The 17,319-nt window shown below is 35.4% G+C and carries 17 protein-coding genes, 1 tRNA gene and 1 rRNA gene; 14 read left to right on the forward strand and 5 right to left on the reverse strand.

Annotation, left to right across the window (positions count from 1 at the left end; translation table 11 throughout):
• The 7 genes from rrf to tsaD all read left to right on the forward strand — a co-directional run.
• Nucleotides 1-93 (forward strand): 5S ribosomal RNA (gene rrf, locus JOD29_RS16010); the annotation flags it as partial.
• Nucleotides 94-191: 98 nt separating this feature from the next.
• A tRNA-Asp gene (locus tag JOD29_RS16015) sits at nt 192-267 on the forward strand.
• Between the two features lie 194 nt (nt 268-461).
• Nucleotides 462-815 carry a hypothetical protein gene (locus tag JOD29_RS16020; RefSeq protein ID WP_124766469.1) on the forward strand — a complete coding sequence of 118 codons (354 nt, stop codon included), beginning with the start codon at nt 462-464 and terminating at the stop codon, nt 813-815.
• 157 nt (nt 816-972) lie between these two features.
• Nucleotides 973-1,425 carry a tRNA (adenosine(37)-N6)-threonylcarbamoyltransferase complex ATPase subunit type 1 TsaE gene (gene tsaE / locus JOD29_RS16025; RefSeq protein WP_124766470.1) on the forward strand — a complete coding sequence of 151 codons (453 nt, stop codon included), beginning with the start codon at nt 973-975 and terminating at the stop codon, nt 1,423-1,425.
• The gene (gene tsaB, locus JOD29_RS16030) at nt 1,422-2,126 is read left to right on the forward strand and encodes a tRNA (adenosine(37)-N6)-threonylcarbamoyltransferase complex dimerization subunit type 1 TsaB (protein WP_124766471.1); all 705 of its coding nucleotides are present in this window, start codon (nt 1,422-1,424) and stop codon (nt 2,124-2,126) included. The genes tsaE and tsaB overlap by 4 nt, the downstream gene beginning before the upstream one ends.
• Nucleotide 2,127: 1 nt before the next feature.
• On the forward strand, nt 2,128-2,577 hold the full coding sequence (gene rimI, locus JOD29_RS16035; protein WP_124766520.1) for a ribosomal protein S18-alanine N-acetyltransferase: 450 nt from the start codon (nt 2,128-2,130) through the stop codon (nt 2,575-2,577).
• Nucleotides 2,570-3,586: a tRNA (adenosine(37)-N6)-threonylcarbamoyltransferase complex transferase subunit TsaD gene (tsaD, locus tag JOD29_RS16040; RefSeq protein WP_124766472.1), complete on the forward strand. Its 1,017-nt coding sequence runs from the start codon at nt 2,570-2,572 to the stop codon at nt 3,584-3,586. Before rimI ends, tsaD begins: the two co-directional genes overlap by 8 nt.
• 554 nt (nt 3,587-4,140) lie before the next feature.
• Here tsaD and JOD29_RS16045 read toward each other — a convergent pair.
• On the reverse strand, nt 4,141-6,087 hold the full coding sequence (locus tag JOD29_RS16045; RefSeq protein WP_124766473.1) for an ABC-F family ATP-binding cassette domain-containing protein: 1,947 nt from the start codon (nt 6,085-6,087) through the stop codon (nt 4,141-4,143).
• Between the two features lie 130 nt (nt 6,088-6,217).
• Here JOD29_RS16045 and JOD29_RS16050 point away from each other — a divergent pair, with 130 nt between their 5' ends.
• The 3 genes from JOD29_RS16050 (at nt 6,218) to tatC (ending at nt 8,004) form a co-directional block, all read left to right on the forward strand.
• Complete coding sequence (locus tag JOD29_RS16050) at nt 6,218-6,853, forward strand: redox-sensing transcriptional repressor Rex (protein ID WP_124766474.1); 636 nt, start codon at nt 6,218-6,220, stop codon at nt 6,851-6,853.
• A 79-nt stretch (nt 6,854-6,932) separates the two neighbouring features.
• Nucleotides 6,933-7,151, forward strand: coding sequence for a twin-arginine translocase TatA/TatE family subunit (locus JOD29_RS16055; RefSeq protein WP_124766475.1), 219 nt, complete (start codon nt 6,933-6,935; stop codon nt 7,149-7,151).
• A gap of 19 nt (nt 7,152-7,170) precedes the next feature.
• Nucleotides 7,171-8,004, forward strand: a complete 834-nt coding sequence (gene tatC / locus JOD29_RS16060) for a twin-arginine translocase subunit TatC (RefSeq protein ID WP_124766476.1) — start codon at nt 7,171-7,173, stop codon at nt 8,002-8,004.
• A 130-nt stretch (nt 8,005-8,134) separates the two neighbouring features.
• Here tatC and JOD29_RS16065 read toward each other — a convergent pair whose 3' ends face one another.
• Nucleotides 8,135-8,872: a CPBP family intramembrane glutamic endopeptidase gene (locus tag JOD29_RS16065; RefSeq protein ID WP_124766477.1), complete on the reverse strand. Its 738-nt coding sequence runs from the start codon at nt 8,870-8,872 to the stop codon at nt 8,135-8,137.
• A gap of 248 nt (nt 8,873-9,120) precedes the next feature.
• Here JOD29_RS16065 and groES point away from each other — a divergent pair, with 248 nt between their 5' ends.
• From groES to JOD29_RS16085, 4 genes are all read left to right on the forward strand, one after another.
• On the forward strand, nt 9,121-9,405 hold the full coding sequence (groES, locus tag JOD29_RS16070) for a co-chaperone GroES (protein ID WP_124766478.1): 285 nt from the start codon (nt 9,121-9,123) through the stop codon (nt 9,403-9,405).
• A gap of 107 nt (nt 9,406-9,512) precedes the next feature.
• A complete protein-coding gene (gene groL / locus JOD29_RS16075) occupies nt 9,513-11,141 on the forward strand; it encodes a chaperonin GroEL (RefSeq protein WP_124766479.1) in 1,629 nt (542 codons plus the stop codon).
• Nucleotides 11,142-11,482: 341 nt separating this feature from the next.
• Nucleotides 11,483-12,241: an SDR family NAD(P)-dependent oxidoreductase gene (locus tag JOD29_RS16080; RefSeq protein ID WP_124766480.1), complete on the forward strand. Its 759-nt coding sequence runs from the start codon at nt 11,483-11,485 to the stop codon at nt 12,239-12,241.
• A gap of 344 nt (nt 12,242-12,585) precedes the next feature.
• Nucleotides 12,586-13,173, forward strand: a complete 588-nt coding sequence (locus JOD29_RS16085) for a 50S ribosomal protein L25 (protein ID WP_124766481.1) — start codon at nt 12,586-12,588, stop codon at nt 13,171-13,173.
• Nucleotides 13,174-13,683: 510 nt separating this feature from the next.
• On the opposite strand, the gene JOD29_RS16090 is transcribed toward JOD29_RS16085, so the two are convergent.
• The 3 genes from JOD29_RS16090 to JOD29_RS16100 form a co-directional block, all read right to left on the reverse strand.
• Nucleotides 13,684-14,988: an O-acetylhomoserine aminocarboxypropyltransferase/cysteine synthase family protein gene (locus tag JOD29_RS16090; protein ID WP_124766482.1), complete on the reverse strand. Its 1,305-nt coding sequence runs from the start codon at nt 14,986-14,988 to the stop codon at nt 13,684-13,686.
• Nucleotides 14,989-15,081: 93 nt separating this feature from the next.
• Entirely contained in the window at nt 15,082-16,032 is a 951-nt protein-coding gene (locus tag JOD29_RS16095) for an ATP-grasp domain-containing protein (protein ID WP_124766483.1), read from the reverse strand.
• A gap of 19 nt (nt 16,033-16,051) precedes the next feature.
• Nucleotides 16,052-17,104, reverse strand: coding sequence for an LLM class flavin-dependent oxidoreductase (locus JOD29_RS16100; RefSeq protein WP_124766484.1), 1,053 nt, complete (start codon nt 17,102-17,104; stop codon nt 16,052-16,054).
• Nucleotides 17,105-17,319: the final 215 nt, after the last annotated feature.

Consider the following 17,319-nt stretch of genomic DNA (forward strand, 5'->3'; position numbering starts at 1 on the left):
CACACCCGTTCCCATACCGAACACGGAAGTTAAGCTCTTTAGCGCCGATGGTAGTTGGGGGCTTCCCCCTGTGAGAGTAGGACGTCGCTACGCAAAAAGTCTAAGCAAAGGCTTAGACTTTTTTTATTGATAAATAAACCAATTGAAAGTTAGATTTGATAATTAACTATGATATATTGATGTATTTATGAGATCCCGTGGTGTAGCGGGTAACATGCCTGCCAGTCACGTAGGAGATCTCCAGTTCGATCTCGGTCGGGACCGCCATATAAAATGAATTTGTAGCTATTCAAAAGTGATAATTCACTTATTGAATAGCTTTTTTGTTATTATTTGATTACTAGAATCATATGATATTCACTTTATTCATCTAAAATTTGCATCATTAAAGTCAAGGCACATGATTTACTGTTTACATAAATATAGTAATAACAAGTGACTTTGACTTGAGGTGAATAGGAATGAGACAACGTTATCGCAGAGGTATATTGGTCCTTATTTTTATTGTCATTATGAATCTTATATTATTGCTTTTCAACTATATAACTGAAGTGAATGGGATGTATGATATAGAAGAATCAAATAATTTTAGATGGCAAAAATTTATGAATGAAGACGAATTTAATCAACTTGAACAAGGAATGTCTTATAAAGAAGTAGTTGAAGTGGCAAAAGGCAGGGGAGAACCTATCAGTGAAGGTGTTTATGTTTGGAACGATGAATGGGTTATGACTATGGCTTATGAGATTCATTTTGATGACGAAAAGCTGTTAGATAAAAAGATTATTGAAAAAAGAGGTTACTCGACACGATAAATGTCTAAAAATAATAAAGGGCATCTCAAAAACTAGTAAAGCAAAAGAATAACATAAAATAGGTGCCCTTTATTTTAAAAATAAGGCTATACATTTTGAACATTTGCTACTGATTAGGTAAACTTAAGATAATGTGATGATGAGAGGATAATTATTCATGGAATTCGAAAAAATTGTTACATCTCTTGAGGATACGCAAGACTTGGCTTATAAATTGGCCGAGTTATTAGAAGTACAAGATACAATAACATTAGAAGGGGATTTAGGAGCTGGTAAGACCACGTTTACTCAGGCTTTGGCCAAGGGACTGGGGATTAATAGAACAGTGAATAGTCCAACCTTTACAATTATGAAACAGTACACAGGTAGGGTAACGCTAAATCATCTTGATGTTTACCGACTTTCGGATGGTAATGAAGATCTTGGATGGGAAGAAATCTTTTATGGTGATGCCGTAACAGTAGTTGAGTGGGCACACTTAATAGAGGAAGATTTACCAGATGAAAGACTCGCAATTGAAATATATCGAATTGATGATCATCAAAGAAAGTTCATATTAAAACCAATCGGAGAACGTTATGTGCGATTGTGTGAGGAGTTATTTAAATGATTTGGTTAGGAATTGAAACTTCAAATTCACCGCTTTCCATTGCCATTGTCAAAGATGGACAAGTATTAGCGGAAATTGTACAAAATAATAAATTAACGCATTCAGTTACAGCGATGCCTACTATTGAAGAGGTATTTAAAAAGGCTAAACTGAATCCATCTGATATAGATGCGATTGCAGTTGCTCAAGGACCAGGATCCTATACAGGTATAAGAATTGGTGTTACGATTGCTAAAACATTAGCTTGGACAATGAAAAAGCCGTTAGTAGGTATTTCAAGTTTAAAAACACTTGCTGCAAATGTAAAAATTTTTAATGGCTTAATCTGCCCTATTTTTGATGCACGTAGACAAAACGTTTATGCGGGTGTTTATAAAGGGAAGGAACTTGAAACGGTGCTAGAAGACCAACATCTTTCGCTTGAAGATTTATTAATGGAGATTAAAAAACAAGATGAACCAGTTGTTTTTATCGGCCTAGATGTAGATAAGTTTAAAGAAGACATCATAGCGCAATTAGGAAATCAAGCTAATTTTGCACCATATTCATACCAACTACCAAGAGCTGGAAGTATGATTGAACTTGCAGAAAAGGAGCAATTACTTTCAGTTAATGAGGTACACACTTTTGTTCCAAAATACCATCGCATAGCACAAGCAGAAGCAACCTGGATTAAGGAGCAGAAGAAAGGTCATGAATAGTATGATTCAATATAGAAGAATGACACCAGAAGATGTTGAAGTGGTACATTCAATAGAAGTGGCCACATTTCCAACTCCTTGGACTTTAGATTCCTTTCATTATGAGATGAGAGAAAACGAATTTGCTTATTATATAGTTGCAGAAAATGAACAGGGTACAATTGTCGGCTTCTGTGGGATGTGGTTAGTAATTGATTCTGCACAAATTACAAATGTGGCGGTTATAGAAGAAGTGAGAGGCAAGAGAATTGGAGAAACACTAATGCGAGAAGCTATGCGAATAGCACGTGAGCATGATATCGAAATGATGAGTTTAGAAGTACGAGTATCGAATATAGTAGCACAAAATCTATATCGAAAGCTTGGTTTCCAAGATGGTGGAATTCGAAAAGGATATTACGTAGATAATCAAGAGGATGCTCTTGTAATGTGGGTGAAATTAAATGAGTGAAAGATTAATATTAGCAATTGAGACAAGCTGTGATGAAACAGCAGCCGCAATTATCCGAAATGGATCAGAAATTGTTTCAAATGTTGTCTCGTCTCAAATAGAAAGTCAAAAGCGGTTCGGTGGTGTGGTGCCTGAAATTGCATCGCGTCATCATGTTGAACAAATTACAATAGTAATTGAGGAAGCATTAGCTAAAGCAAATATGCAACCGTCGGATTTAGATGCAGTAGCAGTTACAGAAGGACCTGGATTAGTAGGTGCTTTGTTAATCGGTATTAATGCTGCAAAAGCGTTTGCATTTGCAAATGGGCTACCAATTGTCGGGGTTCATCATATCGCTGGTCATATTTATGCTAATGCTTTAGTACAAGAAATGCAGTTTCCTTTGTTAGCACTTGTTGTTTCAGGAGGACATACAGAACTAGTACTGATGAGAGAGCACGGTAGCTTTGAAGTTATTGGGGAAACTCGTGACGATGCAGCGGGGGAAGCGTACGATAAGGTAGCACGTGTATTAAATATGCCTTATCCTGGAGGGCCACATATTGATCGAATGGCACATGAAGCTACTGCGGCTGTTGAATTCCCTCGTGCATGGTTAGAGGATTCTTATGATTTTAGTTTTAGTGGATTAAAATCAGCAGTAATTAATTACAAACATAATATGGACCAACGTGGTGAGGAAATTATCCCAGAACAGGTAGCTAAGGGATTCCAAGATAGTGTAGTTGAAGTATTAACAACCAAAACATTAAGAGCTGCAAAAGAATTTAATGTTAAACAAGTTATTGCAGCAGGTGGCGTGTCCGCAAACAAAGGACTAAGAACAAGTTTGGAAGAAGTCTTTGAAAAAGAGGGAATTGAATTTACGGTACCACCACTAAAATTTTGTACAGATAATGCCGCAATGATTGGTGCAGCAGCAACATATATGTATGATGCTGGAGTTCGAGGAAATCTGGCGATGAATGGGTTACCAGGAAAAGAATTAACTAGTTGGTCAAAATAATAATTTACAATACCTGTTCAGTATGAGCTTATTCTGCGCAGTCATTTTAACTATCAATTAAATAATAAAATAATTACAGTTCAACCTCTGAAAGGGATGTCTAATAATGACTTTTTATAGACATCTCTTTTTGTTTATTATGTCAAAATAAGGGGAAACTAAATACACTCTTTTTTGTTTTTATCCTTCTAAGTTATTTCGTATTCTTTCTATTGTTATATTTTTCTGAAAAATTATCCACAGGTTATAGACAATTTGTTGAAAAAGTCAAGGCGAACATTCGTACTTATGCACAACTTGTGGATAACTTGTGTGTAAGTTGTGATAAAACTATATATTGTGGTTAATTTTTCACAACCTAATGTGGATAAATAATTTTTAAATTGTGGATAAAGTGGATAACTCTGTTGATATGTTGATATTACTGAATTTATGATGTGAATAATTTTGTGGAAGAAATTTATCGAATTTTGTCTATTGACCTAGATATATGAAAAAGGCATTATGAAAAAAATATCATGTACAAAAATGTACATGATATTAGGAAAAAACCACTATTCTAATGTAATACTTTCTAGTTCTTCGTTTAGTTCTAGCCACTGTAGTTCAAGATCGCCATGTTCGGATTTTAGCGAATCAAGTTCTGTTTGTAGATCTAATACTTTTTCATGATCCTTAAATATATCGGGGTCACAAAGATTTTCTTCAATGACTTTTATCTGTTCATCTAGTACTGCTGTTTGCTTTTCAATTTCTTCAATTGTACGACGAATTTGTCGTTCACGCTTTTTGGCCTCTTTATCTATTTTTGAAGTAGATGTTTTTGTCGAAGGTGTTTGTTCGGTCTTATTAACTGTAACAGCCTCCATTTGGGCAAGCTCTTCTAATTCTTGTTTTTTCTCCACATAATAGTCGTAGTCTCCTAAATATTCAAAGGAACCATTGCCTGAAAGCTCCACAACTTTTGTCGCGATTCGATTAATAAAATATCGATCGTGGGAAACGAATAATAACGTACCAGGGTAGTCTATTAGCGCGCTTTCCAACACTTCTTTACTATCTAAATCAAGATGGTTTGTCGGCTCGTCTAGAACAAGTAAATTAGCCTTTTGCATCATTAATTTTGCTAGGGCTAGTCTTGCTTTCTCACCACCAGATAGGGCGTTAATTGGTTTTGTAACATCATCACCACTGAATAAAAATTGGCCCAATACTGTCCGGATATCTTTTTCATTCATTAACGGCCATTCATCCCATAATTCTTGTAGGACTGATTTATTACCTGTTAATTTAGCTTGTTCTTGATCGTAGTAGCCAATCTGAACATTCGTTCCATAGCGAATGTCTCCTGAATATAAGGGTAAGTCCTTAATAATTGTTTTTAAGAGAGTAGACTTACCAACACCATTGGGTCCAACAAGAGCGATTCGATCTTCACGGAATATACGTAAATTAATATTTTTAGATATCGTATGTCCTTCATATCCAATAGTTAATTTATCTACAGAAAGAACATCATTACCGCTTTGACGTTCAATTGTAAAACCAAAACTAGCTGATTTCTCGTCGCCGTCTGGTCTGTCCATCCATTCAGTACGTTCTAGTATTTTGCGGCGACTTTGAGCCATTTTTGTCGTTGAGGCACGGGCAATATTTTTTTGGATAAAGGTTTCTAGTTTGGCCTTCTCATCTTGTTGACGTTCGAATGTTTTAACATCTCGTTCATAATTTTTCGCTTTTACATCTAGGTAATTACTGTAATTACCAACATACTTTGTGACATGTGTTCGTGAAACCTCATAAACAATCGAAACAACTTGATCTAAGAAATAACGATCGTGGGATACAATCAAAATTGCTCCTTCATAACCCTTTAAATAATTTTCAAGCCAACTTAACGTTTCAATATCTAAATGGTTTGTTGGCTCGTCTAAAATTAGTAAATCAGGTTTACTAAGAAGTAATTTCGCAAGAGCTAGACGTGTTCGTTGTCCGCCAGATAACGAAGTAATAAGCTTATCGTAATCTTCTGGGTAAAATTGCATTCCATGAAGTACGGATCGTGCATCCGCTTCATATTGATAACCGCCAGCATCTTTAAAATCGTGCTGTAATTGGTCATATTCTGACATAATTCGAGAGTAGACATCTTGCTGTTCATAAACACTTGGATCTGCCATTTTTTGTTCAAGATGACGCAAGTTTTTTTCCTTAGCACGTAATGGTTCAAAAATTGTCATAATTTCGTCCCAAATAGACAAAGTAGATTGCAACCCTGCATGTTGTTCTAAATAACCTACTTTTACGTCTTTTGGAATGATAATATCACCAGAGTCATACGACATTTGGCCTGCAATTATTTTTAATAAAGTTGATTTGCCAGCGCCATTACGCCCTACTAAAGCTACACGATCACGGTGTTGAACCTCTAGTTTTACACCATTAAGTATTTCATCTGTGGCGAATGATTTATATAATTGATTTACTTGTAATACGATCATTTTTTACACCTCAATTTCTTACTTTAAGTGTAATGGATGAGGAATTGTCACGCAATGTGGATGCTTTACTTATTTCTACATGTTTAGTAAGATAAAAAACGATTTCCATTAGATAATAGGGGGATATTGTGTGAAACCAGAAATAAAAATTCCACAAGCTACGGCTAAACGTTTACCTCTTTACTATCGCTTTTTACAAAACTTCGCAAATGAAGGAAAAAAACGAGTATCTTCACAAGAGTTAAGTGAGGCAATGAAAATTGATTCAGCCACAATCCGACGCGATTTTTCGTATTTCGGAGCGCTTGGAAAAAAGGGATACGGATATGATGTAAATTATTTACTAGAGTTCTTTAGAAGAACACTAAATCAGGATGAAGCAACGAATGTAGCATTAATAGGTGTAGGTAACTTGGGGAATGCTTTATTAAAGTATAACTTTCATAAGAATCAAAATACAAAAATTGTTGTAGCATTTGATACAAAGGCCCCGGATGAAGGGACAACTATTAATGACATTCCCGTTTTTCGCCCTGAACGACTAGAGGAGAAATTTAAAGAGTATCAAGCTGAACTTGCAATACTTACAGTTTCTGCTAGGTCAGCACAGGATGTAACAGATCGCCTTGTGGCCATGGGAGCCAAAGGAATATTAAACTTCACGCCTGTACGCCTCTCTGTACCCGATTCTATGAAGCTGATGAATATTGATTTATCTTTAGAATTACAAGCGTTAATTTATTTAATTCGAAACAATCAAGAGTGACATAAACTATTCACATAATCTATTAGCAAAAAAAGACAAGATGCGTTATTATGTACATATAATAGAGGAGGTGGCTATCATGGTTGTGCATTTGAATGCAATTGGACCAGTGAGCCTAGTTATTATCGGGATTGTCGCGTTACTAATTTTTGGACCAAAGAAATTGCCTGAGCTTGGACGAGCTTTTGGGTCAACGCTTCGTGAATTCAAAAATGGTACTAAGGGGTTAATCGATGATGAAGATAGCAAGAAAAAAAACATCATTGATCAAAAAGATGTAGATCAAGAAAACAAGTAAGTTAAGGATGTCTATTAATATGAATCCAAAAGAACTAACTGTTATTGAACATATAGAAGAACTAAGAAAACGTTTATTTATATGTGCGATTTTCTTTGTTTTAGCATTAATTGGGAGCTTTTATGTAGCTAAACCAATTATTAAATATATCCAGCATAGAGGAGAAGCAGAGCAATTAACATTAAATGCTTTTAATGTAGGAGATCCTCTTACTGTTTATCTAGAAGTAACTTTTATTGTGGCGTTGGTCATTACATCGCCAATTATTTTATATCAATTATGGGCTTTTATTACCCCTGGTTTACATGAGACTGAACGTAACGCAACTCTGAAATATATTCCATACTCATTTTTATTATTTATTGCTGGTTTAACGTTTGCGTACTTTATTTTATTTCCGAATATTATGAATTTTATGATGGATTTATCAAATGACTTAGCAATCCAGCAAACAATAGGTATTAATGAATATTTCTCTTTTTTATTTAAATTGGTCGTACCTTTTGGAGTAATTTTTCAATTACCTGTTGTGATGTTATTTTTAGCGCGACTAGGTATTTTAAACCCTGTACTGATGGTGAAATTTAGGAAATACTCGTACTTTGTTTTATTTGTTCTAGCCGTATTCCTAGCACCGCCAGATTTAATCTCAAATATCCTAATAGCAGTACCGTTATTCATTTTGTATGAAATAAGTATTATCATTGCTCGTGTTGGGTATAAAAAGTATTTACAGGCTGAGGAATTGCGTTTACAAGAAGAAAGGGAAGCAACTCAAAAACAGCAAGTTGAAGAATTGCTTGCCGAACAACGCCGTCAAATTGAAGAAATGAAAAATCAATCTACAAATTAAAATCCTATTTTTCGGGACAAGCTCGAGAAATAGGATTTTTTGCGTAATTTAATAAACTTACTGTTTGAAACATACTCAGAATTCGAGAGTTGATTCGGTGCAATTTGGCTGTATTCAAGAAGAAAACTTCTTATTTTGGCGCCGAGTCTAGAAATTGCTGAATCTTATCTGCATTAAGCTGAATTAAGGTAACATAACCATTTAACAGCATATGTGCAATGATAGAAGTGAGTAAGCGTCTAGTTTTGTAATATAGAAAGGCGAAAACAAAACCACTAATTGTATAGAGAATAATGTGTGAAAAATCTAAATGGATGACAGCAAATACAATTGCACTAATAACACCTGCTACCCAAAAGTTTTGAGTTTGAACGAGTGAGCCAAAAACAACACGTCTGAAAACAAGTTCTTCAAGCACTGGGCCGAACAATACTGAAGCTAAAATCATAATGGGTGCCAGCTCTGTCACTTTCATAATTGCTTCTGTATTTTCTGAACCATAATCAATTCCAATCGCTTGTTCTATCATCGCTCCAATCGACTGACCTAATAGAACAAGGAAAAATCCAATAATTCCCCAACCAATGGAAACACCTAATGATGCTTTTTCTCCACTAAATACTTTCCAAAAACTTTTATTTTTACTAATTAAAATTAAACTTGCTATAAAGGCAATAGCAGCAGAGATTGCTGACCACCAACCTGCCAAAATTAGTTCAGCCTCCATCCCATCCGCTTCAATTAAGCCTAAACAAAATTGTTTAATAGATGGAATGATAAATAAGAAACCAGATAGTTGGAAAGCAATATAAATTAAAAGTATGTAGAAAGCGGTTTTTTGTGTTTGTAGATTTCTTGAATTATTCAAAAGAGTAAATCCTTCTTTCTATTATTAATGTTTAAAACATATGATTAGTTGATAAACTATCACAGGTGCTTTTATCAAGCTAATTCAATTCTATTGTAGTTGAATATTGAAAGAAAACAAAATTTTTTTGTGCTTCGTACTTGCAAATCTAAAGTTAATTCATTATTATAATAATTGTGTTAGCACTCAATGGATGAGAGTGCTAATAAAGATTATATAAATTTTATATTTATAGGAGGTTGTTTCACTTGTTAAGACCATTAGGTGATCGTATCATTATCGAACTAGTTGAGGTGGAAGAAAAATCACAATTCGGAATTGTACTTCCAGATTCAGCAAAAGAAAAACCCCAACAAGGTAAAGTTATTGCTGTGGGAAATGGTCGTGTTCTAGATAACGGCACACGCGTCGAGCTTGAAGTGAAAGAGGGAGACCAAATTATCTTCTCAAAGTATTCAGGCACAGAAGTGAAATATGAAGGTAACGAATATTTAATTTTAAAAGAAACTGACGTATTAGCAGTTATTGGCTAATCATAATTGTAATAGTTAATCATTAGCAAATATAGCGCTTATATATATTTCTTAGCGCTTTCTACTTATGATTTTGAATAGGATAAAAAAATTTGGAGGTAAGCAAAATGGCAAAAGATATTAAGTTTTCTGAAGAAGCTCGTACGCTCATGCTTCAAGGTGTGGATAAATTAGCTAACGCAGTTAAAGTAACATTAGGCCCTAAAGGTCGTAATGTTGTTCTTGAGAAAAAATTCGGTTCACCTCTAATCACAAATGATGGTGTAACAATTGCGAAAGAAATCGAACTTGAAAACCCATATGAAAACATGGGTGCAAAACTAGTTGCTGAAGTAGCTTCTAAAACAAATGAAATTGCTGGTGACGGTACAACTACTGCAACAGTATTAGCACAAGCAATGATTCGTGAAGGTCTTAAAAATGTAACAGCTGGTGCAAACCCTGTAGGAATCCGTAAAGGGATTGACAAAGCAGTTGCTGCTGCATTAAATGAACTTCAATCAATTTCTCGTCCAGTTGAAAACAAAGAAGCAATTGCACAAGTAGCTGCTATTTCTGCTGCTGATGAAGAAGTTGGACAATTCATCGCAGACGCTATGGAACGTGTAGGTACTGATGGTGTTATTACAATTGAAGAATCTAAAGGGTTCACTACTGAACTAGATGTAGTTGAAGGTATGCAATTCGACCGTGGTTATGTATCTCACTACATGGTTACTGATACAGACAAAATGGAAGCAGTATTAGATAATCCTTATATCTTAATTACAGATAAAAAGATTTCTAATATCCAAGAAATTCTTCCATTACTTGAGCAAGTTGTTCAACAAAGCCGTCCATTGTTAATTATCGCTGAAGATATTGAAGGCGAAGCATTAACAACATTAATCTTAAACAAATTACGTGGTACGTTCAGCGTTGTGGCTGTTAAAGCTCCTGGCTTCGGTGACCGTCGTAAAGCAATGCTTGAAGATATCGCAGTGCTAACTGGTGGACAAGTAATTACTTCAGATCTTGGTTTAGAGTTAAAAACTGCGGATGTAACATCTTTAGGTCGTGCGGCTAAAATCGTTGTTTCTAAAGACAACACAACTATCGTTGAAGGTGCTGGTAATAGCGATGCAATCGAAAATCGCGTAGGTCAAATCCGCACTCAAATCGTTGAAACAACTTCTGAGTTTGATAAAGAAAAATTACAAGAACGTTTAGCTAAATTAGCTGGCGGTGTGGCAGTTATTAAAGTAGGTGCTGCTACTGAAACAGAATTAAAAGAACGCAAACTTCGCATTGAAGATGCTTTAAACTCAACACGTGCTGCTGTTGAGGAAGGAATTGTAGCTGGTGGTGGTACTGCATTATTAAACGTTTACCATGCAGTAGAACAAGTACTAGTTTCAGAAGAATCTGACGTTGCAACTGGTGTACGTATTGTCTTACGTGCTCTTGAAGAACCAGTTCGTCAAATTGCTAACAATGCAGGTCTTGAAGGTTCAATCATCGTTGACCGCTTAAAACGTGAAGAAGTTGGCGTAGGATTCAACGCTGCTAATGGCGAATGGGTAAACATGATCGAAGCTGGTGTAGTTGACCCTGCAAAAGTTACTCGTTCAGCATTACAAAACGCTGCATCTGTAGCTGCTCTATTATTAACAACTGAAGCAGTAGTAGCAGATATTCCAGAACCAGCAGGTGCTCCAGCAATGCCTGACATGGGCGGAATGGGCGGCATGATGTAATATAACAGGATTAGGTTAATTGCCTTAAAATCCTTGGAACATGCTGAAAAGTAAGTTAAACTTAATTGGATTTAAAGAGGCTTCTCTAAAGTTTTTAACTAAGAGAGGCTTCTTTTTTCTTTGTATTCTAGTAAGATTCTTGCTATAGTAATCGTCTAATTCTAAGTTACTATCAAGAAAATACATACATGTTAGTTTTTCGATTTATTAAAATGTAAATTTGATTATTTTGAGTTTCAATGTTACGGCCATTTATAAAATATAAAGTGCAATGATTGTGATACGATAATATTAAAGCTATTATTAATATAAATACACGTATTCTAATGGGGGAAGTACACATGGATTTTACAAATAAAGTGGTGTTAATTACTGGCGCGGGTGCTGGGATTGGTCGTGAAACAGCACTTCAATATGCAGCAAAAGGTGCGAAAGTAGTTGTAAATGCAATAGGGAATGAACGTGGTAAACAAACTGCCGAGTTAATCAAAGAAAAAGGTGGAGAAGTTCTCTTTATACAGGGGGATATATCGAAAAAGTCCGATGTGGAAAATATGGTAAATAAGACTGTACAGGCATATGGACGAATTGATATTTTAGTTAACAATGCAGCTGTTGTTGCAGCTGGAACCATTGAAAATACAAGTGAAGAAGATATTGATCGTACATTAGCGGTTAATATTAAAGGTACTTACCTTACATCTCAATATGTCGCAAAACAAATGAGAGAGCAAGGTGGTGGAGTCATTGTTCATGTTGGCTCTGTTGCTTCTATAAAAGGACATCATGACCGTAGCATTTATAGTGCCTCAAAAGGAGCAATCTTAGCTCTTACGAAATCGATGGCGTTGGAATTATTGGATGCCAATATTCGTGTTAATTGCGTCAGCCCGGGAACAACTTATACAGATGGTGTACATAATCGTATTGAAACTTCTGAAGATCCAGAAGCATTGAAATCGATGTTTCTCGCAAGACAGCCTATGAATCGTCTTGCAAAACCAGAGGAAATTGCACATAGTATATTATTTGCAAGCTGTGACGAAGCAGCATTTATGAATGGAAGTAATATTGTCATTGATGGTGGTACGTCGTTATAAATATGGAGGTAAACAGGGGAAGAAAAATGCCATATTCATAGATTTTTTCTGTTATAAATTTTCCCCTAACGAAAAAGATTATAGAGGGGCTTCTCATTAGTTGCAAAAACTTTTGGGAAGCTTCTTTTTCATTTTCTTTTAATAGGTGAAAATATGTTTTGGTGAGTTATGTTTTGGGATATTTTATATAGCTGTTATAGGTTAATAGAACAAGCTACTTTGATTGGGCCTTTTCAATGAAATAATAGGAATAATTAGATATACTTGAATAGTAAGACAATTCTTAGATATTTTTATTAAAATTTGAAAGTCTAAGAGTCTAATAAAAGAAAGGTGGAAATAAAATGAATACGTTAGTTGCTCATGAAAGAAAAGATTTTAAAAAAGCTTCTTTGAGGAAATTGAAAAATAATGGAGAGATTCCCGCAGTTGTTTATGGTAGGGAAATTAACACTAAATCGATTTCTATTAAAGGTGCAGATTTACAAAGAGTATTAAAAGCTGTTGGTAGAAATGGAATTATATCACTTAATCTTGATGGAGAATCAACTAATGTTATTTTAAGAGATTACCAAAATAAAGCTATAACAAAAGAAGTCCTACATGTAGATTTCCTTCAAGTTAATCAGCACACTGAAATTGACACTAAAGTGAGTGTAATCCTAAAGGGAACATCGATTGGTGAGAAAACTGGGGGAATAGTGAAGCAAATTCTTCACGAATTAAATATAACAGCTAAAGCAAATGATCTCCCTGAAAATATTGAAATTGATATTACTGATTTTGAAATCGGTCGCACTGTAAAGGTAGCGGATCTCAAAAAGAATTATAGTAACTTTACAATTAATCATGAGGATGAAGAAACGATCGTAATGGTAGATTATGAGAAATCTACAGAGGAAGAAGAGGATATTAGTGCAGTTGAAGTATAAAAATTTCTTCTTAATACTTTCTACAACAAATATTCCTCTACGCTAATGCTCTGCCAAGCTTAGCGAATTCCAAATTACCGTTTAGAATTATAAATAAACAAAAAAACTATGTCAATAAATATATTTGCAGTAAAATAGATTTTTCTCCAATAGGGAAAACAAAGCAGCAATACTTAAGGTATACTGCTTTACTTCCTACGATAAAAGAAGTGATCAACAAAAGCCGATTCCTTAAACAAAGGGAAACGGCTTTTTGTTTTGTATAAACAAATGCAGGAAGTTAGCAAAGGAGACTTGTCTAAATTCCACTTTATATATTAACTCTATCAAAATCACGATAGAATATTAATAGACCTGACATGAATTTTGAAGCATTCATGTTAGTCTTTTTTATAAGGGTAAATTAACGCATTATAAAGGACCTAAAAGAGGGGGGGAGCTAAATTAAAAAAGGAAATAAAAAAATCCCCACTTCTCAAAAACTAAAGAAGTAGGGGATGCTCATAATCATTAAGCCTTAACGGATTGAAGAGCGCCTTCCTTACTTGCAATCAAGGCTTGATCGATATCTCTCTTTAAATCTTCCACATCTTCAAGCCCAACAGAAATACGAATTTGCTCAGGGTTAACCCCAGTTAGAGCTTGTTCTTCTGGGGACAATCTAGCATGTGTCGTGCTTGCTGGATGGATTACAAGAGTCTTTGCATCACCGATGTTTGTCACATGGGATAGTAATTTAACAGATTGTATAAATCGTTTTGCTGCTTCTAATCCGCCTTTTACACCAAAAGTAAAGATAGAACCAGCACCAAGCGGTAGATAATTTTTTGCTAATTCATATTGTGGGTCGTCCTTTAATGTCGGATAATTCACCCATGCCACTTGTTCATGAGCAGATAAGAATTCAGCAATCTGCTGTGCATTTTCAACATGCTGTTTCATTCTAAATGGTAAGGACTCCAAACCTTGAATAAATAACCACCCATGGAAAGGAGATAATGCAGTACCTAAGTTTTGTCCAAGGTCAAATCTAGCTTTAGCTATAAAAGGACTTTTGCTCGCCAATTCCATATATGAGCGGTTATTAAGTGCTGGTAGAACTTCGGTGAATTCAGGGAAATTACCATTATCCCAAGGGAAATTTCCGGAATCAACAATAATTCCTCCTATAGATGTACCGTGCCCACCGATGAATTTTGTCGTAGAGTGTATAACAATATCCGCTCCAAATTCAAATGGTCTTATTAAATATGGTGTCGTAAAAGTTGAATCAACAACCAATGGTAACCCATGTTTGTGTGCGATTTCACTTAACTTACTTAAATCAGCAATTTCTAATCCTGGATTTCCTAGTGTCTCTGTAAAAATAGCTTTGGTCTTGTCATTGATTGCATTTTCTAACTCGGAAAGATTTCTCCCATCGACAAAACGAACTGTAATGCCAAAACGTTTAAAAGTATCGGCAAATAGGGAATAGGTTCCACCGTATAAAGCATTAGTTGTAACAATTTCGTCTCCAACTTTAGCAAGTGTTAATAATGCAATACTTAACGCTGATTGTCCTGAAGAGACTGCATAAGCATCAACTCCACCTTCTAGCTCTGCCATTCTTTCCTCAAAGACACGGTTGGTTGGATTAGCATTTCTAGAGTAAATATAGCCTTCTTCTTGCATTTGAAATAGGGCAGCAGCATGATCGATACTTTCAAAACCATATGATGTAGTTTGATAGATTGGGACAGCCCTAGAGCGTACATGACCATCCATTTCCTGTCCACCATGTAATGCAACCGTATTAAAATTATATTTATCCATCCTTTAATCCCCTTAATGATATAAATTTTAGATCGAATTCTTAAAGACTATTATTCTTAATTAATAAGCCTTTGAGACAGGAGCATGTTTACATTAATTAACAGTAACTTCTAATTTTTTAAGTTCGTTTCCTAAAAACTTAGCAACTTCAAGCATTCCATATGTTCCGCCATTTGCTTCAGCTTCGCTGTTATAATTAGTATTAGTATTAATATCATAGGTAAATAATTGACCATCTTCATTCTCGATGAATTCAATACCTGCAACCTGTATACCATTTGCTTGAAGTAATTGTTCATATTTTTCGATGATTGGATGATTAAAGCCTTCTCTAATTTGGAATTTAGCAGGCTTAGAACTCTCTTCACCGACAGGGCAGAATAGATCCCCAATGGAACAAGCATCAGCAGGACATAATTCAAAACCTTCTGAAGTGTCTACGCGTACTGCATAAAGGAATTTGCCACCTACAAATTCACAACGTGTAATATATGACTCTGGTGACACGATATAATCTTGAAGTAGGGTAATTCCGTCCACAGGTTCTTCAAACTGATCGCTGTCCACATATTTTTGTAAAGCGTCTACCGATTCAAACAGTTGAACACCCAGTCCTTTACCGGCACGATTATGTTTCGTAATAAATTTCTTTCCGTCAAATTTCTTTGCTGCTTCTAAAATTTCATCTTTGCCAACTGCAACAACAGTTCTTGGTGTCTTAATTCCGAATTTCTCAAGCTCTAAATATTGCTGAACTTTACTTATTTCTAATTGCAAAACACGGCTACCATTAATTACTACTCTATTGTTGTGCTCTAACCAAGAAAGTACAGCATTTGTTAATTCAGGTGCAAACCGATGTCCGCGTGTATGTGATGAAGCACTCATGCGGCTGTAGAATATTCCCCCTGGTGGAACAGATGTTAAATCAACCGAGCCTTTTTCTAAAAACCATTCCTCATATGGTAAATTCAATTCTTCTAATCTTTTAATTAAATGCTCTGTCCATTCCTCGTTTTCATGTAATACATATATTTTACTCATAGAATTTCTCCCCTTAATTTTAGTTTTTCGTTAAAGATGCTCTTAGTTCTTCTACTTTTGGCATTACTTGTTTAGAGAAACGCTCCATTTCCTCTAACTGTGGGGAGCATTGTAATAACAATAGCTCTACTCCTACTCTCTCAAATTCCAAAATTTGTTTTGCAATTTGCTCTGGTGTTCCAATTAAGTTTGGACGGAGACCACGGTTCGAAACAGAATAATCTTGGAGCTGAATTTGTTGCTCTAGCTGAGATTTGGAAGTAAAGTCCTTAAACCCAGCATATCCACTCAGGTCTTCTATCGTTGTAATACGTTTTAATTCTTCTTGTGCTTCTTCCTCGGTGTCACGGCAAATTACATAAGCTGCCATCCCAATGGAACGGAAAGGCTCTCGACCAGCTTCTCTTCTTCGAGCTCTCATATCATCAATTTTTTCCTTTGCCTCTTCTACGGTATGACCGTGGAGAACATAGGCATCACATAGCGATGAAATAACCTGTTTCCCTTTTTCACTTTCTCCACCTGCGTAAAGAATTGGATTTGGTCTTTGCACGGGCTTTGGTGATAGGTTTGTATTTTCAATATGATAATATTTACCATCGAATGAAAATGTATCTTCCGTCCATAGCCCTTTTAAAACTTCAATGAACTCTTCTGTTCGTTCATAGCGTTCATCATGCTCACTAAATTCACCGCCGTATTGTTTAGCCTCTTCAGCCCACCAACCAGAGACAATGTTTAGTGTGAAACGACCCTTACTTATATGATCAATATTAGCTGCCATTTTTGCTGTAACAGCTGGATTATGAAATACTGGACGAACGGCTGTCATAATCTCAATTTTTTCAGTAACTGCAGCCAATGCAGCAGCAGTTGACCAAGCCTCTATAGAATCTTTTTCTATACCTTTAACATCATTTAGATATAATTCAGCAATTAATGTAGTATCATAACCCCATTTTTCTGCTGATTGGATCACTTCTTTTGCATAATCGAATGTAGGAGGCATATTTTCATCTTCTACATTTCTTAACCATCCACCGAAAATTGGTAACCAAAATCCGTACTTCATTTGATTCACTCCTCTATATCCTTAACATATTAGTAGATTGCGCATTCACCCAGTATAGATGGAATACACTGTTTGCATATTGGAACCTTAATCAAACAATTTCCATTGGACATTTCTCACCAACTTGTTAGTAAGAGATGTTTTATAATATTTCCAATCGTAGAATAATCTGAATAGTTTGTCAATATTTAATTCTTACTTGACTTGTAGGTATA

The sequence above is a fragment of the Lysinibacillus composti genome (assembly GCF_016908465.1).
GTDB lineage: Bacteria > Bacillota > Bacilli > Bacillales_A > Planococcaceae > Ureibacillus > Ureibacillus composti_A.